The organism is Halomonas ventosae (assembly GCF_004361885.1).
Classification (GTDB): Bacteria; Pseudomonadota; Gammaproteobacteria; order Pseudomonadales; family Halomonadaceae; genus Halomonas; species Halomonas ventosae_C.
The window spans coordinates 31,909-55,046 of sequence record NZ_SNWH01000001.1 but is presented as its reverse complement, the minus strand read 5'-3'; the positions used below and the strand labels follow the sequence as shown (position 1 = coordinate 55,046).

The window sequence follows — 23,138 nt, the reverse complement described above, 5'->3', positions numbered from 1 at the left end:
TTGGGCAACTCAAGTGGCCAGAATCAGGCTCCCGCCTTCTCGCACTCTTCATCACGCAGTTGGCGACGCAGGATCTTGCCCACATTCGTCTTGGGCAACGCATCGCGAAACGCCACATAGCGGGGCACTTTGTAGCCGGAGAGGTCCTTCTTGCACCAGGCGCGCAGGGTCTCGGCATCCAGGGACGCATCACGGGCGACGACGAACAGCTTGATCGCCTCGCCGCTGGTCGCGTCGGGCACGCCTATGGCCGCGGACTCGATCACTCCCGGATGGGCCGCCACCACGTCCTCGATCTCGTTGGGGTACACGTTGAAACCCGAGACCAGGATCATGTCCTTCTTGCGGTCGACGATGCGGATATAACCATCCGCCTGGAGCACAGCGATGTCGCCGGTACGCAACCACCCCTGGTCATCGATCGCCGCTGCGGTCTCCTCATCACGGTTCCAGTAGCCCTTCATCACCTGCGGCCCCCTGACGTAAAGCTCACCGGGGCTCTCGAGAGGCGCATCCCGGCCATCGCTATCGACCACCTTTACCTCGGTGCCCGCTACCGGCTTGCCGATAGTACCCAGCTCGATGGCTTCCACGGGGTTGAAGCTGACGATCGGCGAGGTCTCGGTCAGCCCATAGCCCTCGGCCACCGGACAGCCGGTAACCGCCTCCCAACGCTGCGCCGCAGAGTGCGTCAACGCCATGCCGCCGGAGATCGTCAGGTGCAAGCGGGAGAAGTCGAGACGCCGAAAGTCCTCGCGATCGCACAGGGCATTGAAGAGGGTATTGAGGCCGATGAAGCCGGTGAAGCGCACCCTTCTGAGAGTCTTGACGAAGCCATCCAGGTCGCGGGGATTGGGAATCAGCACCGAATGATTGCCGGTTTCCATCATGAACAGGCCGTTTACCGTAAAGGTATAGATATGGTAGACGGGCAATGGCGCGATGATGGTCTCGCCGCCTTCGGCAAGCGCCGGGCCGATGGCCTGACGGGCCTGGAGCATGTTGGCCACCAGGTTGCGGTGGGTCAGCATGGCCCCCTTGGGCAGCCCCGAGGTTCCGCCGGTATACTGCAGCGCGGCAATATCGTCGGGACCAGAGGTCACCTCGCGATGGCGATGCCCGGCGCCCGTGCGAAGGGCCTCTCTGAACGGGGTGGCGCCGGGTAGCGAGTAGGCCGGCACCATCCGCTTGACGTGCTTGACCACGGCATTAATCAACTGGCGCTTGGGAAAAGCATGCAGGTCGGCGAGTTCGGTTACCACCACCTGCTGGATATCGGTGCGCTCGAGGATCCGTTCAAGCTTGGCAGCCATGTTGGCCAGGATGACGATGGCCCTGACCCCGGAATCCTTGAACTGATGGGCCATCTCGCGCTCGGTATAGAGCGGATTGGTGTTGACCACCACCAGCCCCGCCCGCAAAGCCCCAAAGACCGCCACCGGGAACTGCAGCACATTGGGCAACTGGATGGCGATACGCTCCCCTGGCTGAAGCGTGGTCGATTGCTGTAGCCAGGCGGTAAAGTCCGCCGAGAGGCGGTCGAGTTCGGCATAGGTCAGCACACGCCCCATGCAGCTGAAGGCTGGCTTGTCGGCAAATCGCCTCACCGAGGCGTGGAAGATATCCATTACCGAGGCGTAGTCATCGAGTCCTTCCAGGGTCTCTCCGGACAGGATGGCGGGCTTGGCATTGTCGCTCATGGACAGTTCTCCCGGCAGCGGCTGAGGGCATCAGCGGTGTCGTTGTTGTATGCGCCAAGCGTCATAACAGCGGCATTGCCCAAGGGTATCGCAGATAGCAGTATCGCTCGGGCCTCATCCGTCGCGACAGGTCCCGGAGTGCCGGACCATTGAGAGGCGCTGTGAACCCCTCCCTGGGCGCTACCGACGCCATCCCTGGCGTAGGACCCTCTCTACGACCTGTCCCCGGCACCCCTCGTCAGATCCAACTGCGATAGCCCTACGACATTGCCACCGTAAAACAACTGATTGAAACTTACTTGTTAAACTGCGCTTGAATCATGCCCGCCTGCCAGACCAGCAACTCGCCGGGCATCATGCTCACCCACTCTTCGTTGTCGGTGAGCGGCTCGGTGGCAATCACCGAGACCACATCGTTGGGCGTGGTGTGCTCAGCGAAATTAACCGTCAGCTCAGCATCCGAGAGGCTCGCCCGGCCGAAGGGCGCCCGGCGGGTGATGTGAGCCAGTTTGGTGGAACAGTAGGTATAGAGGTAGTCGCCATCGGCCAGCAGCAGGTTGCACACACCCAGGCCACGTAGCCGCTCACAGAGCCTGTGCAGGGTCTCCTGGAGGGCATGACGCTGGCATTCATCCTCCGGCGGCTCGGGAAAGGCCCCGCGTAGCTCGCCAAGCAGCCAGCAGAAGGCATGTTCGCTATCGGTGCTGCCCACCGGACGATAGAAAGAAAGTGGCAAGGCCTGCCAGTCGGCAAGCTGACCATTGTGCGCGTAGCACCAGGGGCGCCCCCACATCTCGCGAACGAAGGGATGGGTATTGGCCAACTGTACCTGGCCGACATTGGCCTGGCGGATATGGCTGATGACGATGTTGGACTTGATCGGATAGTCGCAGATCAGCCGAGCGATGGGGGAATGCACCGAGGGATGCGGATCACGAAACTCCCGATAGCCGCCCGCCTCGTAGAAAGCGATGCCCCAGCCATCGCGGTGCGGCCCGGTGCCTCCGCCACGGTGCAGAAAGCCGGTGAAGCTGAAGCAGATATCGGTGGGCACATTGGCACTCATGCCCAGCAGTTCACACATGGGGTTCCTCCCGCCGGGGTGGGCGTCGCCTGCGACGACGCCGGCTCAGGCTGGCCACTAGCCACACCAGCACCAATAGCACCACGGCACTCCATAGGCGCGGGTCGCGACGCTGCGCTTGCCATAGTCGCTGCAGGCCCGGCATGCCCGCCTGCCAGAGGTCAATCGCTGCCTCGGGCAGGCGATTGACCCAGGCGACGAAACGGTCGGCCATGGTCTCGGCGGACGGCGGCGACGCATCGTCAGGCCTCCCATCTGCGAAGCGCTGGGTGCCAAGGGTCGAGCCGGCCACATCCGCTAGGTCGATGCCGATACGGCCATCAGGATTGAGCAGCAACCTCGGCAGGGCCAGTTCGCGCGCCTCGCCATCCAGCTCGATGGTGGCCGTGAGCCGCAGTGGCTGACTCAGCGTCTCGTCGAGCTCGGGCAGATCGAGATGCCAGCGCGACTCCTCGACCGGCCGGGCCTCGAGTCGCTCGCCCTGCAGCTCGCCATGGATCCGGGTATTGTCGCGCGTCAGCCGCGGATGCTTGGCGGCCAGCACTACCCGGCCCTCGCGGGGCCGATGCACGGCTCCGATGGCCGGCAGCACGTTCACTGCCTGCTCCCGTTGGCGCTGGAAATTCTCCCCTTCGGCCCGAATCACCAGGCGCGCATTGCCGGTCAGGGCAGGCGCCGGCAGGCGTCCCCGGAAGCGCCCGGCGTCGGCTTTCAGGGTGACCCGCGACTGTATCACACCCGTCAAGTCCTGCAGCAGGATCGACATGGAAAGCCCCTCGCTGCCGATACCCGGGGGTTCGCCATCGCGCTCCAGCCAGGCCTCCACCGGCACCTCAAAACCCAGATAGAGGGTGGTCGGCAGATCGGCAGTACGCAGGTGGCGCGAGGAGACGACATTAACGCGACTGCTCTCGCCCACCACCCCTTCCAGACGCCACTCGCCGACCTGGGGCTTGGGCACCTGGATCAGATCGAAGCGTGGCGCCACCTGCCAGCGGATATCATCCAGCAGCCCAGCGGCACGGTAGCGCGTGCCGTCCGGTGCAATCAGCGCCAAGGGGAGATCGTCGGGCTCATGGAAGAGCAACGCGGAAAACGTCTCGACGCCATCGTCGATGAAGAAGCGTCCCGCCTCCAGGGGGACCTGATCCGACGGGAAGATGCGCTCGATGATGTCGAGGAAGGCCCCCAGCAGTGCCTCGGGATTTTCGGCCAGCGATGCCAGCCCGCCGGTGGACTGAGCCAGCCGCTCCACCAGCGCCAGATCGGCCTGGTCGGAAAAGGCGATGGCATGCAGGGTCACGTTCTGCTCGGCCAGCTCGTTGGCCAACTGCTCCACCAGGCGCCGACGCGAGGCCTGGTCGATGCCGGGCTTGGCCCCGCGTAGCGGCGGCAGATCGATCATGCCATCGGTAAGTAGCACTAGATGACGCCCGCCCTGGGCCTTGGCCATTGCCGCTTCACGTAGGGCCAGCTCGATGTCGGTGTACTGCTGATAGGCCTGCAGGGCAGGCGGCAGGGCCCGGGCACGCTGGCGCCAGGCGGCATCTACCTCATCTAACGGTAGGGGATTGTCGACCGTCTCGCCGAAGGTCCATACGCCCGCCGTAACACCGTTGGGCAACAGTGCCACCAGCATATCCAGGGCACTGAGCGCCAATCGGTCGGGATCGTTGTGCTTCATGCTGCCGGAGACATCGACCACCACCCGGACATCCGGCCGCTGTTCCCCGCCTTGCTGGGCCACCGCTGGCCCACCCCACACCCACAGGGCACAGCATATGGCCAGGATCCCGCTCAACCAGCCAGGCGATCTTTCCTCGCCATACCCGCCCATTGGCAGCCTCCTAGCCGATCACCGGCTCCTTGCGCTCACCCTGGCCACCGCGGCGATGGGCGGCGGGCGCCTGGTCATCCATGTCCCTGTAGTGATCCTCGTCGAGAGTACCTCGATGACGGCCACGCCACCACAGCAACAGTCCGACCAGAGCGCCGAGTCCGGCCCCCACGGCAAGCAGCGCGGCAACCGGCACCAGGGTCGCCCTGTTGTGTTCGAGAAATGCCACGGCCGCCACCACCGCCGCCGGGGCGAAGCCGGTGTAGAATTCGCCCTCTTCCAGCAAGGGCAGCCGGAAGTGTGCCGGCGTCCACATCACCCCGGCCACCAGCCAGGTGATCACCAACCGCGGCAAGCGCGGCAAAAAACCCAGCCCCAGGTAGCCGGTTAGCAGCACCACCAGCGACAATACGCCATAGACCAGCCATAGTAGGGAGGTCGAATCTGAAATCAGCATCACGTCCTCGCGACAGGTGCATCTACAATGCACGTTCTTGAAAATACACTGAGTATGGTACATCTCGCGACATGAAAGCACAGCCGCCACATAACCAGCCCCACGACAGGCCCGCCGACGATCCCGTGACTCGCTTCCGCCACGCCGATGACCCGGCATGGCACTGGCTGGAGAACCGCGATGATCCCGCCGTCAGTGCCTTCCTGGAAGCGGCCAATCAGGAGTCACGCCAGTGGTTCGCCCCCCTCGATGAGCTGGTCGAGCGGCTCTACCACGGCCATCTGGCCCGCCGTGAACTCGCCGTCCACGGGCTGAAGACACCCCTGGACCACTTCACGGTTTGGAGCGAGACGGCGGCGGATGCCGACTACCCGGTCTGGTGGCGTCACCCCAATGGCGACCCCGATGCCGCGGAGTGCTTCTTCGACCTGCAGGCCAGGGCTGCCGAGCACGATTTCCTCGAGGTGGGCGACATGGCCCTCTCCCCCGACGAGGCCTGGCTGGCCTGGAGCGAGGATACCCGCGGCGATGAGACCTATACGCTCTATCTCAAGCGCCTGCCCGGTGGTGAACCCAGGGCGCTGCTCGAGGAGATCGGCCCCGAGATCGGCTGGGCCGAGGACAACGCCACGCTGCTCTTCACCCGCTATGATGCCACCCAGCGCCCGGAGAGCATCTGGCGAGTGTCCCTCGCTGCCGGCAGGGCCGGCGAGCCGGCACTGGTGCTGCGCGAGGAGGACCCGGAGTTCTGGCTGGGCCTGGGCAAGACCCGCTCCCGGGAGTGGCTGGTGGTGGAGAGCGCCTCCAAGGACACCAGCGAAAGTCACCTGATCCCTGCCCGGGCGCCGGCCACAGCACCGCGCTGCTTCCGTCCCCGGGAAAACGGGGTGGAGTATGCGCTGGACCACCGCCCCGGCCACTTCTATGTAGTGCATAACCGCGCAGCTACCCACTTCCGGCTCGATGTGCTGGCCGAGCAGCGGCTAAGCGAGGTCGACCCCGCTACCCACTGGCAGCCGCTGATCGCCCATCGCGACGATGCCACCCTGGAGGGCGTCGATGCCTTCGACTGGGGACTGGTGATCACCGAACGCGACCACCACGAGGCTCAGGTACATCTGCGCGTCCTCGAACTGGATGCCGATCACGCCATCACCCGCGACGAACGACTGCCACTGCCGGAGCTGCCCTGCAGCCTGGCCCTCGGCGACACGCCGCACTTCGACAGCCGCCAGCTGCGGCTGCGCGAGGAGTCCTTCACCCTGCCGGTGACCTGGATCGAACAGAACCTTGACAGCGGCCAGCGGCGCCTGCTCAAGCAACAGCCCCTCCATGGCGACCTCGCGCCCGAGCATCTGGCCTGCGAGCGGCTCTGGGCGACCTCCCACGACGGCGAGCGGGTTCCTGTCTCGATAGTGATGCGCGCCGACCTGGTCGGACGTCCCCTGCCCACCCTGCTCTACGGCTACGGCGCCTATGGCGAGGTGCTCGACCCCTGGTTCTCGGTCGCCCGGCTGGAACTGCTGACGCGTGGCGCGGCCTTTGCCGTGGCGCACGTGCGCGGCGGCGGCGATCGTGGCGAGCCCTGGTACCTGGCCGGCAAGCTCGAGCACAAGGCGAACAGCTTCCACGACTTCCTCGCTGCCCGCGATGCCCTGGTCGACAAGGGCTTCAGCGACGGCGAGCGTATCGCGGCCTATGGCGCCAGTGCCGGAGGGCTGCTGGTCAGCGCTAGCCTCAATCTAGCGCCTGAGGCCTTCTGTGCCGCAGTGCTCGACGTGCCCTTCGTCGATGTGCTGCGCACCATGGAGAACCCGGACCTGCCGCTCACCACGGCGGAGTACACCGAATGGGGCGATCCCCGCGAGCCCGAGGCACGACGCCGTATCGGCAACTACTCACCACTGGACAATCTCTCGGCACAGCCCTGGCCGGCGGTCTTCCTGCAAGGCAGCTGGCACGACACCCGGGTGCCCTACTGGGAACCCGCCAAGCTCTATGCGCGCCTCAAGGAACTGAGCCGCCACCCGGGCGGTGAGGGTGATACGTCGACAGGCCGCCCCATCCTCTTGCGGACCGATATGGCCGCCGGCCATGGCGGCGCCTCGGGACGCTTCAAGGCCTGGCACGACAACGCCCGACAGGACGCCTTCATCCTCTGGGCGCTGGGGCTAGCGCATCGCGATAGCTGAGTGCTCAGCCGTCGATGGGCAGGATGGCGATGATGTGCTCCTCGAGCTCGTCCTCGGGCACCTCGCGCTGCGAGACGGCGAAGCTGCGAACGCTGATGCCCTTGCGGTGCATGCGTTCAGGCCCGCCGGCGATCAGCGGGTGCCAGGCGGCGAGCTTGCGCCCTTCCGCCACCCGCCGGTAGGCGCAGGACCTCGGCAGCCAGCGGAAGTCGTCGATGCGCGCGGCGGTCAACTGCGTGCAGTCGGGCACCCTCGCGAAGCGATGGGCGTAGTCGCTGCAGCGACAGCTGTGGATATCCAGCAGCTCGCAGGCGACATTGAGCACCGCCAGGTCGCCGGATTGCTCGTCCTGGAACTTGAGCAGGCAGCACTGGCCGCAGCCATCGCAGAGCGCCTCCCACTCCTCGTCGGTGAGCTCCGCCAGGTCGAAGCGCTCCCAGAACCGGTCTCGCATCAGTAGCGCGCCTCGCTGGGGCTGCGGTAAATATCCAGCAGGTAGTCCTCCTTGGCCGGGGGCATCTGCAGGTAATAGCCCTTGTCACGGATGGCGGCCATGACGTCCGTGGCCAGAGCGCGCCCCAGCGACCGCTCGGGGGTAAGGATCAAGGTCATCGCCGACAACGGCGTACCGAACCGCTCGAGCAACGCCTCGGGTACTTCCACGAGGCCCTGGCGCTTGTCCACGTAGAGATACAACTGCTCCTGGCGCGCACTCTTGAAGACCTCGCAGAGCAGCTTGTCACCCCGCATGCGGTCATCGCTCATCGGGCAATCTCCTCGAGGGCCGCCGACAGGGCCGCATTCAGCCGATCCCCGCGCCAGCCGCCGGGCAGTGGCAACGGCTGCTCAGTGAGGTCGGCGCCCACCAGGGCCTCCAGGTCGCGCCGCTTGAGCAGCACTTCCGGTGCCACGCCGAGGGCTTCTGCCTCGGCATTGACGACCTTCTTGAGCGCCTTGAGACGCTGCTTGAACTCGGGGGCCATCGGCGACAGCGGTACCGACGGCAATACGTTCTCATCGACGTGTTGCGCCTCGCGCACCAGTCGCAGCAGCTCATCGCCCTCACGCTTGATCAGCGATGGCTTGAGGCCTTCGACCCGGGCCAGCTCGAAGCGGTTCTCCGGCAGCTGTTCGGCGATAGCGTAGAGCAGCCGGTCGGGCACCAGCCAGCCACGGGGCACATCGCGACGGCGCGCCTCGCCCTCGCGCCAGTGCGTCAGGCGTCGATAGGCCTCCACCTGACGGGGTGAAAGTCGCCACAGCTGGCGATGACGCAGGTACCACTGGCCATCGGCGGCGTCGCTGCGGGCCGACTGGACCACCAGATCAGCACAATCCGCCTCGACCCAGGCCCGTCGACCCTGGCGCTCCAGCGCCTCGCACTGGTGATGCCACACCTGTAGCAGGTAGACGACGTCGAGGGCGGCATAGAGGCGCTGGGTCTCGCTGAGCGGGCGCTTGAGCCAGTCGGAGCGGGTCTCGTCCTTGGGCAGTGTCTCGCCGACCCAATACTCCACCAGCTTCTGGTAGCCCATGGCGGGCACCTTGCCGAGCAGCGACTGGGCGATCTGGGTATCCACCAGTGGCGCGACCGGCACGCCGGCCCAGTGGGCGAATACCTCGAGGTCCTCGCTGGAGGCATGCAGCAGCTTGAGCGGTCCGGTTGAAAGCAGTCGCCGAAAGGCCGGGGTACATTCCACCTCCAGCGGGTCCACCAGAAAGGCGGGGGGGCCTGCGCTGAACTGGATCAGCGCCGGCACAGGATGGAAGGTGCTCTCGCGGAAGAACTCGGTGTCCAGGGCGATGACGTCGGCCGAGGCCACTTCGGCGCAGGCGGCATCCAGGGCCTCGGAGGTGTCGATCCAGCGAATCTCGGGGGTCAGGGGCATGCAGGATTCCGGCAGGGAAAGGGGCGTCACTCGCCCCGGAAGGGCAGGCGACCATTGAAGGCGCGGCTCAGGGTGCCACCGTCGACGTATTCGAGTTCACCGCCCATGGGCACGCCATAGGCCAGCCGAGAGAGCGAAACGCCCAGGGGCGAGAGCTGGGCGGCAATATAGTGGGCCGTCGCCTCGCCCTCCACGGTGGGGTTGGTGGCAAGCACCACCTCCTCCACGCCGCCCTCGGCGACGCGCGCCTCGAGCTGGTCGAGGCCGATATCCTCGGGGCCGATGCCATCCAGCGGCGAGAGGTGGCCGTGCAGCACGAAGTAGCGGCCGCGATAGCCACCGGCCTCCTCGATGGCCAGCTGGTCGGCGGGAGATTCCACCACACAGAGTAGCTCGTCGTCGCGTCGCGCGCTCGTGCAGAGGCTGCAGACCTCCTCCTCGGTGAGGGTCCGGCAGCGTCGGCAGTAGCCGACCTGCTCCAGCGCCACACCCAACACATCCACCAGGCGACGGCCGCCGTCACGGTCCCGCTCGAGCAGGTGCATGGCCATGCGCTGGGCCGTCTTGGGCCCCACGCCCGGCAGCACGCGCAGCGACTCCATCAGTCTTTCGACCAGCGGGGAAAAGCTCATCGGCGGTCCGTTTCGGCGTCAATCAGAAGGGCATCTTGAAGCCCGGCGGCAAATTCAGGCCCGCCGTTGCCTCCTCCATCTTGGCCTTGGAGGTGACCTCGACCTTGCGCACGGCATCGTTCACGGCTGCGGCCAGCAGATCCTCGAGCAGCTCCTTATCCTCCTCCATGACGCTGGGGTCGATATCAACCTTGCTCACGTCGTGGCGGCCGTTCATGGTCACCTTGACCATGCCTGCCCCGGCCTCGCCCTGGACCTCGGCCTTGGCGACCTCCTCCTGGGCACGCTGCATCTTTTCCTGCATCTCCTGAGCCTGCTTCATCAGGTTACCCATTCCACCCTTCATCATGGCGGAGTCCTCGCGTAATTAGTGGTTGGTGGTTGCGGTGGCAGCGACGCGGCTCAACCGCGTGCTTCGGCCCCGGCGGGCTTGACCGTGGCATCGATCAGGCGCGCGCCGAAGGCCTGCTGTAGCTTCTGTACATGGGGGTCACGGCTCAAGGCTTCAATCGCCTCGGCATGTTGTTGGGCGGCCAGGCGTTCGGCCTGCTGCCTGGGGGGCTCGAGCTCCGCGGGCAACACCCCTGCCTCGAGGACCAGGCGTCGCTCGACCCCGATGGCGGCCAGCGCCTCGCGAATACGCGTCACATGGACCTCGGCCTGCATCGCCTCCTGGGAGGGGTCGAGACGCAGTGTGAGCCGTTCGCCGTCGTCGGCCTCTACAATGCAGTGCGCCGCCAGGTTGCGGGTCAGCCCGCCCAGTCCCAGCGAATCGAAGGCAGCCAGCCAGTCGGCATGGCCGAAGCGGTCCTGTGCAGGGGCCGGGGGCGCCGAAGAGGCATCGGGCTGCTGCGCTACGGTGGCCTTCGCACCCTCATCCTCCCGCTCGACCCAAGGGGGAGGCGCATCATCCGGAGGCGGGCTGGCCGCCGGACATTTGTCGGCGGTCTCGGGCGCAGCCTGGGCAGGCCGAGGTGACGAGCTCTCCTCGGGAGCCGATCCGCCCGGTGGGGGCGGCTCCTCTCCGGCCGGCCTCGCTCCGCCGGGCTCGCCCTGGCCGCGCATGGGCAGCGGCGTCTGGGCGGGGCGCGGCACACCCTGGGGGCGGAAGGCCAGCATGCGCAGCAGGGTCATCTCCAGGGCGCTGCGCAGGTCCGGGGCATGTGCCATGTCGCCACGGCCCTGGATGCCGATCTGGTAGTAGAGCTGGATGTCCTCGGCGGTAAAGCGGGCGGCCAGCGCGAGCAGCGCCTCGCGGTCGCCATGGGCGTTGTCCACGGCGTCGGGCACCATCTGGGCGATGGCCAGACGGTGGAGCACGCCGGTAATGTCATCGAGCACCGCGGCGAAGTCCGGGCCCTGCTCGGCCAGGGCGACCACCTCGGCGAGCAGCCGAGGGGCATCCACCGCAGCCAGGGCCTCGACCAGCGCCAGCACATGGCGGTGGTCGAGGGTGCCGAGCATCGCCGCCACATCGGCATGGTGCACCTCGCCCTGGCCGAAGGCGATCGCCTGGTCGGTGAGGCTCATAGCATCGCGCATGGAGCCCTCGGCGGCCTTGCCCAGCAACCACAGAGCACTCTCCTCGCAGGGCACGCCCTCGGCCTCGAGCACCTTGGCCAGGTGGCCGACGATGCGCTCGGGCGGCAGGTGCTTGAGGGTAAACTGCAGGCAGCGCGACAACACCGTCGGCGGCAGCTTCTGCGGGTCAGTGGTCGCCAGCAGGAACTTCACATGCGGCGGGGGCTCCTCCAGGGTCTTCAGCAGGGCGTTGAAGCTGCTGGTGGAGAGCATGTGTACCTCGTCGATCAGGTACACCTTGTAGCGCCCCTGGGTCGGCGCGTACTGGACGTTGTCGAGCAGCTCGCGGGTATCCTCCACCTTGGTGCGCGAGGCAGCGTCAACCTCGATCAGGTCGACGAAACGTCCCTCGTCGATGGAGCGGCAGTTGTCACACTCGCCGCAAGGCGTCGAGGTCACGCCCGCGTCGCCCTGACCGTTGGCCGTACAGTTCAGGCACTTGGCCAGGATCCGCGCCAGTGTGGTCTTGCCCACACCGCGGGTTCCGGTGAACAGGTAGGCGTGGTGCAGACGACCCTGGTCGAGGGCGTTGACCAGCGCACGCTGGACATGCTCCTGGCCGACCAGCTCATGGAAGGTACGCGGTCGCCACTTGCGGGCCAGAACCTGATAGCTCATGCAGCGCGGGATCCTTGCGATAAAGCGAACGGCAGCGCAGGGCGGCGGCCACGGCCTGCCATGCCCCAGCCCCATGCCTGCCTGGAACCGATCATTCTAGCGGCCGGGGGGCCTAGCGGGAAGCGGCGCTCAGTGATGAACAGGAGGGGGTACGCGTGGCGTGTCTGCTCAGCCCAGCAGCAGCGAGTCATCGTCAACCTGCCCGCCCCGGGCGCGCTCGAAGAGCTTGAGCAGGTCCGGCACATCGAGGCCGGCGCGCTGCTCGCCCTTGACGTCGAAAGCCACCTCGCCCTGGTCCATCATGAGGGTGCGGTGCCCCACGTCCAGCGCCTGGCGCATGCTGTGGGTCACCATCAGAGCGGTGAGGCGCTGCTCGCGGATGATGTCGGCGGAGAGTTCCAGCACGAAGCTGGCGATGCGCGGATCCAGCGCCGCGGTGTGTTCATCGAGGAGCAGGATCTCCATGGGCTGCAGCGCCGCCATCAGCAGGCTGACCGCCTGGCGCTGGCCGCCGGAGAGCAGGCCGATGCTGTCGTCGAGGCGATCCTCCAGCCCCAGCCCCAGTCTGGCCAGGTTGTCGCGCAGGCGGCGGCGCAGCGCGCCGTCCAGCGCCCGCCCCAGGCGCCGACGCCGCCCGCGGGCAAAGGCCAAGGCCATGTTCTCCTCGAGGGTGAGGGTGCCGCAGGTACCGGCCAGCGGGTCCTGGTAGACCCGCGCCACCAGGTCGGAGCGCCGGAAGGCGGGCAGGCGGGTGACATCGCGGCCGCCGATCAGCACCCGTCCGGGCTGGGCGATGATCTCGCCGGCCAGCACGTTGAGCAGGGTCGACTTGCCGGCGCCGTTGCCGCCGATCACGGTGACGAACTGGCTCTCATCGATGGTCAGGTCGATCCCCTTGAGAACATGGTTCTCGAGCGGTGTGCCGGGGTTGAAGGTGACGTGGATGTCGTGGAGCTCGATCATGCGACGCGCCTCCTGCGCTTGAACCGCGGCAGCACCAGGGCGAAACCAACCAGCAGCGCGGTGACCAGGTTGAGGTCCTGGGCCTGCAGACCGATGAAGTCAGCGTTGAGGGCCACCGCCACCATCAGGCGATAGAGAATGGAACCGAAGATGCAGGCTAGGGTGGCCACCAGTATGGTGCGCCCGGTGATCAGCGACTGGCCGCCGATCACCGCGGCCAGCCCCACCACGATGGTCCCCACGCCCATGGTCACGTCGGCGCTGCCCTGGCTCTGGGCGAACAGCGCCCCGCCCAGTGCCACCAGGGCATTGGAGAGCGCCATGCCGGCCAGCACCATCACCGAGGTGTTGATGCCGTTGCCCGAGGCCATGCGCGGGTTCTCGCCGGTGGCGCGCATCGCCAGGCCGACCTCGCTGGTGAGGAAGCGGTTGAGCAGCGCGGTGACCACGGCGAGACCTGCCAGGATCGCCAGCGGATAGACGATGTAGCGGCTCAGCGGCAACGTCTCCAGCGGGGTGAAGATGGTGCTTTCGGTGAGCAGGGCGATGTTGGGCCGCCCCATGATGCGCAGGTTGATGGAGTAGAGCGCGATCATCGACAGGATCGACGCCAGCAGGTTGAGGATCTTGAGCTTCACCGCCATCCAGGCGGTGACGATACCAGCCATGCCACCGGCGATCACGGCCAGGGCCGTGCCCACCCAGGGGTTGCCGCCACCCACGATCCATACCGCCGCCACGGCGGCACCCAGCGGGAAGCTGCCGTCGACGGTGAGGTCGGGGAAGTCGAGGACGCGGAAGGAGAGATAGACGCCGAGGGCGACAAAACCGAAGATGAGGCCAAGCTCGATGGCCCCAAGAAACGCGATAAGACTCATGAATGCTTTCCGTGACGGGGAGGGCTACCCCTCCCCGGTGTCATGCCTCAGTCGAAGATCTCGACCGCCTGCTCCTCGAACTCGGCCGGGATATCGTAGCCGATCTGCTCGGCGGCGCCGCGGTTGAGGATCAGCTCCAGCTTCTCCACGGTACCCACCGGCAGGTCACCGGCCTTCTCGCCGCTCAGGATGCGGGCCATCATCGCGCCGGTCTGGCGGCCCATGTCGTAGTAGCTAAAGCCCAGGGAGGCCAGGGCGCCGCGCTCCACCGAGGAGTTGTCGCCGGTGAATACCGGGATGTCGGCGTCGTAGCTGACCTTGAGCACGCTTTCCAGGGCGGAGACCACGGTGTTGTCCACCGGCACATAGATGGCGTCCACGCGACCGGCCAGGCTGCGTGCCGCGCCCATCACCTCGGAGGTGCGCGAGGCGGTCACCTCGACCAGCTCGAAGCCGAACTCGGGAGCCATCGCCTGGAGCTTCTCGACCTGGGAGACGGAGTTGGCCTCGCCAGGGTTATAAAGGATGCCGAGACGCTCGGCCTCCGGGAACATGTCGCGGATCAGCTGCAGCTGCGCCTGAAGCGGCGGCGCGTCGACCACGCCGGTGATATGGCCGCCGGGGGCGTCCATGTCGTTTACCAGCTTGGCCAGCAGCGGGTCGGTGACCGCGGTGAAGACGATGGGAGTGTCATCCTGCAACGCAGCGGCCGCGGCCTGGGCCGAGGGGGTGCTGATCGCCAGCACCAGGTCGGGGCGGTCGCCGGCGAACTTGCGGGCGATCTGGGCGGCGATGGTGGGATTGCCCTGGGCGTTCTGGAAGTCGATCTCGAGATTCTCTCCTTCGACATAACCGCGCTCGGCTAGCTCATCCAGCGCCCCCTGACGACTGGCGTCCAGCGCCGGGTGCTCGACGATCTGGGTGATGCCAAGATTGACGGTTTCGGCCTGAGCCACCCCGGCCATCAGCATGGAACACAGTACCGCGGAGAGGATTGGACGCCGCATCATGGGGTTCCTTCTTTTTTGTGGAGTTGAAAAACTGAGCCTGCACCTTAGCGCGCTTCCCCAGCGCGGCCAATAGGCGCATACAACGAACGTCAGTCTCCTGGGCCTTCACTGCCCCGCGTTGCAGGAGGGCAGGCAACGCATCGACCGACGCGCCATGAGCAAATGCAGCGGATGATAGCGAGCGGCAATAACCGCTGGCGGATTCTCCTATCAAAATCAGACACAAGCAGGAAGGGTTGCCGCAACGGATCATGCTGTCGACCAAGCCGGCGGCGAGAAGCGCCCTCGACTCAAAGACCTGCAAAATAAAGGGCCTCAAAATGGAGGTGGCCCCGACAGCCACATCCCGGCACACGCGTCCACCACTACCGTTGCTCCCTTCCGGGCCTGGCGGGGTTTGCGGTCTAGCGTTGCGGGAGGACCGACGGGGCCACCACAGCAGGATGCCCAAGGCATCGCTCGCTCGACTCCGGCGCACGCCGTGATCGAGGGGACATACTATAGCAGTGCCTGCCGCCGGCCACAAGGACCGGCTGACTCGAGTCGACTCGCCGACGGCCCGTGGATGAGAAACTCGGACACCTCGTGTAGAATTAAACAGGCAACTCAGATTTCGTATCGAGGTCGGTTCTAGCCATTTCAAGGGCGACCAGGCGGCACGCACAAAGGAACGGCTCAAGCACATGGAAAGGCTTGATTTCTATGTCCGAGACAGGCGTCATGGAGAGCGCGATAGCCTGACCACAAGGAGTCGGCGTGACCACGCATCGACATACGCAAGACGCCAACACCTCGCAGCAGAGCAGCGACAAGCTCGCCGAGCTGTTGAAGCAACTCGATGACGCCATCGGCCCGCTGGCTCAGGCACAGCCATTCGATAAGCGGGCCAAGCGGTTCAGTGTGCTCGATATCGCTCGACGGGTGATGCTCCAAGAAGGTGGCTGCGAGGCCATCGAGCAACGGGCCCGAGTACTCGAGGAAGCTGGAATCTTTCTTGGCTCCGACTGGCAGACCCCCCAGTACCTGGTACCTTCTCTCACTACCCATGCGTTGAAGAGCGCCGATCCCGACATCGTGGTGATCGAGGCGATCAGCGAGCTGCGCATCCTCGCCGTGGCCAAGGGGGGCTATCTTCATCCCCTGCTCTCCGAGGAGCAGGCCCACCATTACCTGACGCAGGTGATGGCGCTCAATCTCTGGCTGCTGTTCGGCGCGCCCACCGAGGCCGAACGGGAGACCCAGGGACGCCTGGCAAAGATTCCCCACCACCTCTTCCAGCACCTGGCCGAACGCATCGGCTATGAGCACGTGATCGATCGACTGATCGACGAGATCTGGCGGATCCTGCAGCAGCGGCCGATCCAGGTTGACACCATCAAGCAGATGATTACCCAGATCGCCATCTGCCAGGCCAACCCCGATATCGACCTAGGCTCCAGCGGCCATGGCGCCGACCGCCTGGTCAGCTCCCTGTTTGGCCCGACCCAGGCATGCCGCGAGGATCCCGGCCTCGACATCTACCGGGAGCGCCTGGCGAGCATGGACAGCGGTGCCCTGCAGTACGAAGCCACGGGGTTCGCCAGGGCCATGCACGATACCAGCCTGGTGTCGTCCTATCATGCCGTATTGCTGCGCTACCTGCTCGACCATGACGACCACCTGGTCGCCGAGGCCCTGGGATTGTCGTCTACCGGGCGCGACTGCCTGCTCTGCTACCGTGAACTGGTCCATGCGCTGATCCGCGGTGCGGTCTATCCGACCACGCCGCAGGCGGTCTACGGGCTGGCCCTGGTACTCGAGCGCGGTATCCTCTACCAGCCTCCGGTGGCCCCGGCCATGTGGCGACAGCTTGGGCTGAGGCTGTCGGACTGGTCCGAGGCGAGGCTCAACCTGGCCTTCGGCGACAGCGCCTCGCCACGTGCCCGCCTGCTGGAAGGGGTGCTGTGCATGCTCGGGCTGCCACTGGGCGTCGGGCAGGGCAACAACCCCACCTGCCAGTCTGCCCGGGCGCTCTCCATGTGGGCCTATAACGACCCGGACTACCTGCTGCAGATGGTCACCTGGGCCGCGCGTGACGATGAGATCATCATGCACTTCGAGGGCATGCCCCTCTCCTCCATGGCCAGCCTCTCCGGGGTGGCCAAGGAGCTGCCGATGGACCTGGACCCGGTTTCGCTGCTGGTCGTGCCGCACCTGGACCGCATCTATGCCGAGATGGGGCGGCGCTGCCTCGGGCGCGAGGGCGACCCCCACCGCTGGGTCAACCCGGAATTCCATGGTTGGTGGTCGGGCCGCGGCTTTCGCATCAATGTCGACGTGGATACCGGCCAATTGCACGAGCTGGACGACTTTCTGCGCCACTTCTATGCCAGCTATCACCCCTATTACAACGGCAACCAGCCGCTGATTCACCCCCAGCCGGCTGGCATCGCGGTGACCGACAGCGCAGCGCGTTTCATCGGCTGGCACGCCATCACCCTGTTGCGCGTCACCCTCGATCCCAGCGACACCATGCGGGTCTATTTCTACAATCCCAACAACGACAGCGGCCAGGACTGGGGCGATGGCATCAAAGTCAGCACCGCCGGCAACGGCGAGCGCTTCGGCGAGTCCTCGCTGCCCTTCGAGCAGTTCGCCTCGCGCCTGTACATCTTCCACTTCGACCCGCTGGAGCGGGGCGAACTGGCCAAGATCACCCAGCAGGAGCTCGATCGAGTGATCGGTTATATCAGGCGCAGCTGGGGAGCCGACCGCCTGCCCTCTACCGGGTTGCAGGCCGACGAGGGGCCGTAAGGCCCTGTGACCTGTCGCCATGCCACGTCTCGACCAGCTGCTCGTCCTTCAGGATCTGGCACGCTCCCGCACCCGCGCCCAGCGACTGATTCGACATGGCCGGGTGCGGCTGGCCGAGGACGGCACGCCGCTCAGGAAGCCCGGCGAGAAGCTACCCGACGATACTCGATTGATCGTCGAGGAGGACCCCGAGGAGCGCTATGTCTCCCGGGCGGGGCTCAAGCTGGAGGCGCTGATCGAGGCGCTCGGCGTGAGGCTCGCCAATCAGCTGGTGCTCGACGTCGGCCAGTCCACCGGCGGCTTCACCGACTGCGCGCTGCGCCACGGGGCGGCACACGTGATCGGCGTGGACGTCGGCCATGACCAGCTCGCCCCGTCGCTGCGTGACGATCCCCGCGTGACCTGCCTGGAAGGCCTCAACGCGCGGACCATGGCCAGCGAGCCGCGGCTGCAAGCGGCCCTCGCTGCCCAGGCGGCTGCCGGCCCGGACCTTGTGGTGATGGATGTTTCCTTCATTTCCCAGACGCTGATCCTGGCCGAGATCGCCGTCCTGCTGTCGGCAGGGGGAGAGCTCATCAGCCTGGTCAAGCCGCAGTTCGAGCTGGGGCCGGGTGGCGTCAATGCGCGTGGCCTGGTAAGTGACCCGGCGCGCTACGCCGAGGTGGAGGCCCGCGTGCGTGAGCGCTGCCAGGGGCTCGATCTCGAGGTGGTTCACTGGCAGCAAAGCCCGCTGCTCGGCGGTGACGGCAACCGAGAATTCCTGCTCCACGCCGTGAAGCGCTGACACCGCTGTCGCCTACGCCGTTCCGCTGCGCTCGATCCCGTCCGCTGCCGGTCAACGGCCGGCGTCGCCACCCCCTCCATCGTCGCCCTCGACATGCCCGGGATCGCCTTGGGCGCCGACTGACGGATGCTCGACAGGTCGCGATGCCCCGGCGCCGACGTTGTCGGGGCGTTTCTTTTCTCTCCCCGGACGGCGCAGCCAGACGTCGAGCTGGTTGAAGGCGATGTCGATGCCCTGCGCGGCGAACAGCTCGCCAACCCGACAGTTGATCTCGTCGGTGGCGAACAGCCGGTCACCGAGGCTGTTGACGAAGATGCGCAACTCGAAGTCCAGGGTGCTCTCGCCATAGCTCATGAAGAACACCTGGGGCTCGGGATCCACCAGGACCCGCGGGTTCTCGTCGGCGGCCTGCCTGAGCAGGCGATGCACCTGGCGATGATCGGAACCGTAGGCAACCCCGTACGAAAGCACGACACGGGTGACCGTATCGGAGAGCGACCAGTTGATCAGCTGGTCGGTGATGAAGGTCTTGTTGGGAATGATGATCTCCTTGCGGTCGAAATCGATCACCGTGGTGGCCCGAATACGGATCTTGCTCACCGTACCGGTAAGATTGCCCAGGGTGATGGTGTCGCCAATGCGCACCGGCCGCTCGAAGAGGATGATCAGCCCCGAGACGAAATTGGCAAATATCTCCTGCAGGCCGAAACCCAGACCAACCCCCAGCGCGGCCACCAGCCATTGCAGCTTGCTCCAGGAAACCCCGAGGGTACTCAGGGCGGTGACCACGCCACCGCCGATGATGGAATAAGCGAGCAGTGAGCTGATGGCATAGGCGCTGCCCTGCTTGAGCTCCAGGCGGGAGAGCACGCTCACCTCGAGCAGACCCGGCAGGTTGCGCGCCATCATCAGGGTCAGCACCACCACCAGCAGGGCCGTGAGGATGTCGGCCACCGACACCATGCTGCCCACCGCCTCGGCCGCTGCATCTTCCCCCGGTTTAATGAGCGTCACCTGCTCGAGGTAGCTAAAAACCGAGAGCAGATCAGACCACACCAGGTAGAGCACCAGAAGAAAGCCGCTCAGCAGGATCAGCTTTGAGAGGCGCAGCGACTGCTGGTTGACCTGCTGCATGTCCAGAGGAGGCTCCTCGACCACCTCCACGCTGCCCTCGGCGCCCTCCAGTGCCTGGGCACGACGACGCGCCAACGCACGACGGTAGGCCAGCCGGCGAGCCGCGACGGCCAAACCACGAACCACCATAGCTTCCACCAATATCCAGAGTCCCAGCAGATAGAGAGAGATCACGAAGCGTTCCAGCAGGCTGAGGGCCGTGTACTCATAGCCGTAGATGATCAACCCAGCGAGCACCAGGGGTACCAGGGCAACCACCAGGCCGAGCACCAGCCGGAAAGGCTTGACACCGAAGAAGGGCACATGGGCCAGGATCAGCTTGATGAGTACCAGACCCATGGTCAGCAGGCCGATCAGCAGCAGGCTCAAGGCCAGCGGGCGCTGGTTGAGCGCAACACTTGCATCGCGAGCCAGCAAACCGATCAGCAGCACCGGCACCAAGGCCATTCCCAGCCACTGCAGCCAATAGCGCAGAGCTGCCGCGTAAGCGGGTGGCCAATTGAAATGACGGGTTGCCACCCCGCCCGGGAACAGCAGTTTGCGCGCCCAGGCGATCACCGCCCAGGCCAGGGCCAGGTGGAGCAGGGCATAGCCGATCCTCTGGCCAACCCCTTCGCTGCCCATGCGCAGCGCTACGGCAACGGCCAGCAGGCACAACGGACCGATCGAGGCCAGCAACAGATTGAGGGCCACCGCCCGGGGCGTATGCCCCTGGGAGTCGCGCTTGAGATGGCCGACCTCCCGGTGCAGGCGTACCAGGCGGGCGCGAATCCGTTGTCGTGCGACAATCAGCCCCAGCGCCACTAGCAGCAGCGGCAGGCCGAGCAAGGTGCGGGCATCCGGCAGCTGCCAGTTCACCGGCAACACCGCACGCCATGCACCTTCGCGCCACTCCAAGGCCAGGTTCTCGGGGAGGCTGCTCAGCCAGGCGAGACCCAGGGGCCGAGTGTTAGCGATCCAGAATAACTGCTCGTCGATGGTCGCCCGCAGCTCGCGACTGGTGGCCAGCAACTGCTGCTGGTTGAGCTGCAGGTCGATGGCCGCGCTGAGCATCTCGCCATAGGCCTGCTCCAGCTGGTCGACCAGCTCGCGACGGGCCTGATAGATCTCGAGCAGCGAATCGACCAGCGCCGGCGAGGCCTCGGCATCGGCCTCGGCGATCCGCTGATGCGCCAACTTCTCGCCCTCGCGCAACTGATCGCGCTGCCGACCGAGATCGAACTGCTTGAGTCGGAGATCGGCGATCTCGTCCTGCAGGCCACGCCGCGCCTCCACGCGGGGTAGCGCCTGGCGTTGCTCGCGCAGGATGCGCGCCAGCAGGATGCTGCCGCGGATGGCGGCGATCTGTTCGTTGAGGGTGCGCTGCAGTTGACGGACCCGCTCGAACTGGCGCCGCACATCGAGGCCCTCCCGAACCAGGCGACTGGCACGGTCGGTGGCACGCAGCAACTCGAGGCTCATGGTCCGATTGATCTCTCGGGCCTGGCGTATGACGGGGTGGCCGATGACGCCTTCTCCCTTGACGCTGGCCACCTCGGCGATGGTCTGCTCGGACTCCTTGCGTCGACGCCGTTCGATGATGCCCTGGAGCATGGCCAGCCGGGCCTCCTGGCTGGCCACCTGGCGCTCGAGAAGCTCGCGATGCTGCTGGTCCAGCTCACGCAGACGGGTATTGGTGGCCAGCTGGCGCTGGTTGAGTTGCAGTGTCTGCTCGGCCAGTTCGCGTTCGATGCGCAGCCGCCAGCGCCGCGGATCGTCCTCGGCCACCTGACGATCATCCAGCGCCTCCAGCCGGCGTCGGCTGTCTTCGGCCTGTTGCATCGCATCACCGATGGCCTGCTGGGCACGCTCCGGCAGGGTCTGAGCATTCAGCAGTCGTGTCGAGACCTGGTCGAGGCCTTCCTGAAAGCCCGACAAGGCCTCCTCGGCCGCCTTGCGACGCGTCTCCAGCGCCTCCAGGGAGAGCGCCTCTAACGCGCCGAAGCTTTGCTCGCTATCCGCTTGCTCCATCTGGCGTAGCTCTCGCTGCAGACGCTTGAGCTCCTGGGGTGCCTTTTGAACGCGCGTCTCGAGGCGAGAGAGCTCTTCTCTGACCACCGTCAGGCGCTGAAGCGCCTCGAGGGCCGCATTCAATGCCTCGATGTCACGCTGCGCCTCCTCGCCGGCAGTCTCGCCCTCGGCCGGCTGACGCGCCTGCAGGCGCGCCTCGATCTCCTCACGCGAGGGCAGTGCTTGCGCGGTCTGCTCCTCTGTGGTGGCGGTCTGGGCCAGCGTCACAGGGGTGAGGGCCAGCCCGCCCAGCCAGCAAAGAAGAACTAGAAGTAGCAACCGCCAGGCAACCCTCAGGCGACAGCGATGTTCAAAGACATTCAAAGGGCGGCCTCGAGTATGATGGGTGCAAGCACGATTCTCGACCCGACGGGCCGGCATGGCAATGCCGGCCTCTTGTCCCGCTAGCGAGGTTGACTCGCCGCACGGGCGTGATAGAAACGGGTGTGATAGAAACAGTCCTTCACCCTTGATCAGGTGCCTCACCATGATATCTGCCCGACCTTGTCTGCTCGTCGTTGTCCTGGTCATGGTGGGACTGAACATGCCCGTCAGGGCCGCCGAGCCGTTGAGCGGGGCAGAACGCGAGGCCATCGAGGCCCGCCTCGCCGTCCTGCAAGAGGAGATGCGCGAATTGCGGCGCCAACTGGCCAACAACGATGGCAAGAAGCCCCCGCTCGTCGAACAGGAACTCGAGGACACGGTTGACCAACGGCGCAAGCTCGAGCGCGAATCCGACCGCAATCCCTTTGCGATCACCACCCATCGACGCAACTACTGGTTTCCGCTGAGCTACAATACCACCCCCAATACCGATGCCTTCCGCAACCAGAACGGCCTCAACTCGCCCGATCGGGCGGAGATGAAGTTCCAGTTCAGCGTCAAGTTCAATCTGGTGGAAGATCTGTTCGGTGACTATGGCGGCGACCTGCATTTCGCCTACACCCAGCGCAGCTGGTGGCAGGCGTACAACGCGGATGCCTCCTCGCCCTTCCGCGAGACCAACTACGAGCCGGAAGTCTTCATCGACTTCGAAAACCGCATGTCGCTGCTCGGCTGGACCAACATCCACAATCGCCTGGCGTTCAACCACCAGTCCAACGGGCGCTCCGACCCCCTATCCCGCAGCTGGAACCGCTTGATCCTCGAATCCACCTTCGTCAACGATGACTGGGTCTTCGTCCTCGCGCCTCACTGGCGCATCCCGGAATCCGAGGAAGACGACAATCCCGACATTCACCGGTACCTGGGCTACGGCGATGTCACGCTGGCCCGTCGCCTCAATAGCGACAACGAACTCAGCCTGATGATGCGAGGCAATCCCAGCGAAGGCAACATGGGCTCCCAGCTGGACTACTCCTGGCCGCTGTTCGGCAGTATCCGTGGGCATATGCAGTACTATTACGGCTATGGCGAGAGCCTGATCGACTATAACCAGAAAAGCCACCGTCTTAGCCTGGGGTTCAGCCTCAACCCGCTGTTTCCTGCCGGCAGCCTGGATCGCCAACCCTGAACCGGTCATAACTGAAGTATTGAA

At 65.7% G+C, this 23,138-nt stretch carries 18 protein-coding genes and 1 other RNA gene; 4 read left to right on the top strand and 15 right to left on the bottom strand.

What is annotated here, in order from left to right; all coding sequences use genetic code 11:
- Positions 1-23 precede the first annotated feature (23 nt).
- The 4 genes from DFO68_RS00250 to DFO68_RS00235 form a co-directional block, all read right to left on the bottom strand.
- Positions 24-1,700, bottom strand: a complete 1,677-nt coding sequence (locus DFO68_RS00250) for an AMP-binding protein (protein WP_133480911.1) — start codon at positions 1,698-1,700, stop codon at positions 24-26.
- A 295-nt stretch (positions 1,701-1,995) separates the two neighbouring features.
- Positions 1,996-2,784, bottom strand: a complete 789-nt coding sequence (locus DFO68_RS00245; RefSeq protein WP_133480909.1) for a class II glutamine amidotransferase — start codon at positions 2,782-2,784, stop codon at positions 1,996-1,998.
- Entirely contained in the window at positions 2,777-4,531 is a 1,755-nt protein-coding gene (locus tag DFO68_RS00240; RefSeq protein WP_243726368.1) for a vWA domain-containing protein, read from the bottom strand. The genes DFO68_RS00245 and DFO68_RS00240 overlap by 8 nt, the downstream gene beginning before the upstream one ends.
- A gap of 100 nt (positions 4,532-4,631) precedes the next feature.
- Complete coding sequence (locus DFO68_RS00235) at positions 4,632-5,078, bottom strand: hypothetical protein (RefSeq protein WP_133480904.1); 447 nt, start codon at positions 5,076-5,078, stop codon at positions 4,632-4,634.
- A gap of 71 nt (positions 5,079-5,149) precedes the next feature.
- On the opposite strand from DFO68_RS00235, the gene DFO68_RS00230 reads away from it, so the two are divergent.
- A complete protein-coding gene (locus tag DFO68_RS00230) occupies positions 5,150-7,270 on the top strand; it encodes a S9 family peptidase (RefSeq protein WP_133480903.1) in 2,121 nt (706 codons plus the stop codon).
- Between the two features lie 4 nt (positions 7,271-7,274).
- Here DFO68_RS00230 and DFO68_RS00225 read toward each other — a convergent pair whose 3' ends face one another.
- The 10 genes from DFO68_RS00225 to ffs all read right to left on the bottom strand — a co-directional run bounded on the left by DFO68_RS00225 (position 7,275) and on the right by ffs (position 15,268).
- The gene (locus DFO68_RS00225; protein WP_133480901.1) at positions 7,275-7,724 is read right to left on the bottom strand and encodes a YcgN family cysteine cluster protein; all 450 of its coding nucleotides are present in this window, start codon (positions 7,722-7,724) and stop codon (positions 7,275-7,277) included.
- Entirely contained in the window at positions 7,724-8,035 is a 312-nt protein-coding gene (locus DFO68_RS00220; protein WP_133480899.1) for a YcgL domain-containing protein, read from the bottom strand. The genes DFO68_RS00225 and DFO68_RS00220 overlap by 1 nt, the downstream gene beginning before the upstream one ends.
- On the bottom strand, positions 8,032-9,159 hold the full coding sequence (gene rnd / locus DFO68_RS00215) for a ribonuclease D (RefSeq protein ID WP_133480897.1): 1,128 nt from the start codon (positions 9,157-9,159) through the stop codon (positions 8,032-8,034). Before rnd ends, DFO68_RS00220 begins: the two co-directional genes overlap by 4 nt.
- 26 nt (positions 9,160-9,185) lie before the next feature.
- Entirely contained in the window at positions 9,186-9,791 is a 606-nt protein-coding gene (recR, locus tag DFO68_RS00210; protein WP_133480895.1) for a recombination mediator RecR, read from the bottom strand.
- 22 nt (positions 9,792-9,813) lie between these two features.
- Positions 9,814-10,140, bottom strand: coding sequence for a YbaB/EbfC family nucleoid-associated protein (locus DFO68_RS00205; RefSeq protein WP_133480893.1), 327 nt, complete (start codon positions 10,138-10,140; stop codon positions 9,814-9,816).
- A 53-nt stretch (positions 10,141-10,193) separates the two neighbouring features.
- Positions 10,194-11,990 (bottom strand): DNA polymerase III subunit gamma/tau, encoded by a 1,797-nt coding sequence (dnaX, locus tag DFO68_RS00200; RefSeq protein WP_133480891.1) that lies wholly within the window; start codon positions 11,988-11,990, stop codon positions 10,194-10,196.
- A gap of 168 nt (positions 11,991-12,158) precedes the next feature.
- Positions 12,159-12,953 carry an ABC transporter ATP-binding protein gene (locus tag DFO68_RS00195; protein ID WP_133480889.1) on the bottom strand — a complete coding sequence of 265 codons (795 nt, stop codon included), beginning with the start codon at positions 12,951-12,953 and terminating at the stop codon, positions 12,159-12,161.
- Positions 12,950-13,831: an ABC transporter permease gene (locus DFO68_RS00190; RefSeq protein WP_133480887.1), complete on the bottom strand. Its 882-nt coding sequence runs from the start codon at positions 13,829-13,831 to the stop codon at positions 12,950-12,952. Before DFO68_RS00190 ends, DFO68_RS00195 begins: the two co-directional genes overlap by 4 nt.
- Positions 13,832-13,878: 47 nt before the next feature.
- Positions 13,879-14,838 (bottom strand): ABC transporter substrate-binding protein, encoded by a 960-nt coding sequence (locus DFO68_RS00185; RefSeq protein ID WP_133480885.1) that lies wholly within the window; start codon positions 14,836-14,838, stop codon positions 13,879-13,881.
- A gap of 333 nt (positions 14,839-15,171) precedes the next feature.
- Positions 15,172-15,268: signal recognition particle sRNA small type (gene ffs, locus DFO68_RS00180), an RNA gene on the bottom strand.
- 329 nt (positions 15,269-15,597) lie between these two features.
- Here ffs and DFO68_RS00175 point away from each other — a divergent pair.
- Both DFO68_RS00175 and DFO68_RS00170 read left to right on the top strand, forming a co-directional pair.
- Positions 15,598-17,634 carry a hypothetical protein gene (locus DFO68_RS00175; protein ID WP_133480883.1) on the top strand — a complete coding sequence of 679 codons (2,037 nt, stop codon included), beginning with the start codon at positions 15,598-15,600 and terminating at the stop codon, positions 17,632-17,634.
- A 19-nt stretch (positions 17,635-17,653) separates the two neighbouring features.
- Positions 17,654-18,418 carry a TlyA family RNA methyltransferase gene (locus DFO68_RS00170; protein WP_133480881.1) on the top strand — a complete coding sequence of 255 codons (765 nt, stop codon included), beginning with the start codon at positions 17,654-17,656 and terminating at the stop codon, positions 18,416-18,418.
- A gap of 51 nt (positions 18,419-18,469) precedes the next feature.
- Here DFO68_RS00170 and mscK read toward each other — a convergent pair whose 3' ends face one another.
- Complete coding sequence (gene mscK, locus DFO68_RS00165) at positions 18,470-21,982, bottom strand: mechanosensitive channel MscK (protein ID WP_133480879.1); 3,513 nt, start codon at positions 21,980-21,982, stop codon at positions 18,470-18,472.
- 163 nt (positions 21,983-22,145) lie between these two features.
- Here mscK and DFO68_RS00160 point away from each other — a divergent pair, with 163 nt between their 5' ends.
- Positions 22,146-23,114, top strand: a complete 969-nt coding sequence (locus tag DFO68_RS00160) for a phospholipase A (RefSeq protein WP_243726366.1) — start codon at positions 22,146-22,148, stop codon at positions 23,112-23,114.
- The last annotated feature ends 24 nt before the right edge of the window (positions 23,115-23,138 follow it).

Excerpts from the sequence above, each read along its gene's own strand:
- DFO68_RS00250 (WP_133480911.1), bottom strand. The coding sequence starts at position 1,700 with ATGAGCGACAATGCCAAGCCCGCCATCCTGTCCGGAGAGACCCTGGAA.
- DFO68_RS00245 (WP_133480909.1), bottom strand. The coding sequence starts at position 2,784 with ATGTGTGAACTGCTGGGCATGAGTGCCAATGTGCCCACCGATATCTGC.
- DFO68_RS00235 (WP_133480904.1), bottom strand. The coding sequence starts at position 5,078 with ATGCTGATTTCAGATTCGACCTCCCTACTATGGCTGGTCTATGGCGTA.
- DFO68_RS00230 (WP_133480903.1), top strand. The coding sequence starts at position 5,150 with ATGAAAGCACAGCCGCCACATAACCAGCCCCACGACAGGCCCGCCGAC.
- DFO68_RS00225 (WP_133480901.1), bottom strand. The coding sequence starts at position 7,724 with ATGCGAGACCGGTTCTGGGAGCGCTTCGACCTGGCGGAGCTCACCGAC.
- DFO68_RS00220 (WP_133480899.1), bottom strand. The coding sequence starts at position 8,035 with ATGAGCGATGACCGCATGCGGGGTGACAAGCTGCTCTGCGAGGTCTTC.
- rnd (WP_133480897.1), bottom strand. The coding sequence starts at position 9,159 with ATGCCCCTGACCCCCGAGATTCGCTGGATCGACACCTCCGAGGCCCTG.
- recR (WP_133480895.1), bottom strand. The coding sequence starts at position 9,791 with ATGAGCTTTTCCCCGCTGGTCGAAAGACTGATGGAGTCGCTGCGCGTG.
- DFO68_RS00205 (WP_133480893.1), bottom strand. The coding sequence starts at position 10,140 with ATGATGAAGGGTGGAATGGGTAACCTGATGAAGCAGGCTCAGGAGATG.
- dnaX (WP_133480891.1), bottom strand. The coding sequence starts at position 11,990 with ATGAGCTATCAGGTTCTGGCCCGCAAGTGGCGACCGCGTACCTTCCAT.
- DFO68_RS00195 (WP_133480889.1), bottom strand. The coding sequence starts at position 12,953 with ATGATCGAGCTCCACGACATCCACGTCACCTTCAACCCCGGCACACCG.
- DFO68_RS00190 (WP_133480887.1), bottom strand. The coding sequence starts at position 13,831 with ATGAGTCTTATCGCGTTTCTTGGGGCCATCGAGCTTGGCCTCATCTTC.
- DFO68_RS00185 (WP_133480885.1), bottom strand. The coding sequence starts at position 14,838 with ATGCGGCGTCCAATCCTCTCCGCGGTACTGTGTTCCATGCTGATGGCC.
- DFO68_RS00170 (WP_133480881.1), top strand. The coding sequence starts at position 17,654 with ATGCCACGTCTCGACCAGCTGCTCGTCCTTCAGGATCTGGCACGCTCC.
- mscK (WP_133480879.1), bottom strand. The coding sequence starts at position 21,982 with ATGCCGGCCCGTCGGGTCGAGAATCGTGCTTGCACCCATCATACTCGA.
- DFO68_RS00160 (WP_243726366.1), top strand. The coding sequence starts at position 22,146 with ATGCCCGTCAGGGCCGCCGAGCCGTTGAGCGGGGCAGAACGCGAGGCC.